We start from the raw sequence: 325 nt of genomic DNA on the forward strand, positions 1-325 counted from the left end.
CACCATCATAACTTGTAGCTTTCTCTGTTAATTCAACAATTAACTGTTCGAGTTGTGCACAATGCGTCGTTGCATTTTGCTTTCTCTCTTTTAATAGCTCACGCTGTCCTTCTAACTTTTCTAGCTCTTTACTAGAAAGTAAAAGTACTTCTTGCAGGGAATCTACAGACTCATCTACTGCTTGTAATTGGCCTCGTAATTCTTCTAGCTCTTCTTCACCTTTTTGTAAATGCGTTGACATTTTCGCTTCTTCGTTTTTATTATGCCCAAACTGATTTCGAAGCGCTTCCCATTTCTCATGTAATTCTTCAATTTCATGTACAAT

1 protein-coding gene is annotated in these 325 nt (G+C 36.9%); it reads right to left on the reverse strand.

The genetic code is table 11. From position 1 onward, the window contains the following. On the reverse strand, positions 1 to 325 hold a 325-nt coding region (locus tag MR083_RS27035; protein WP_242270118.1), incomplete at both ends, for a hypothetical protein.

It is taken from the genome of Bacillus cereus group sp. BfR-BA-01408 (assembly GCF_022663305.1).
GTDB lineage: Bacteria > Bacillota > Bacilli > Bacillales > Bacillaceae_G > Bacillus_A > Bacillus_A pacificus.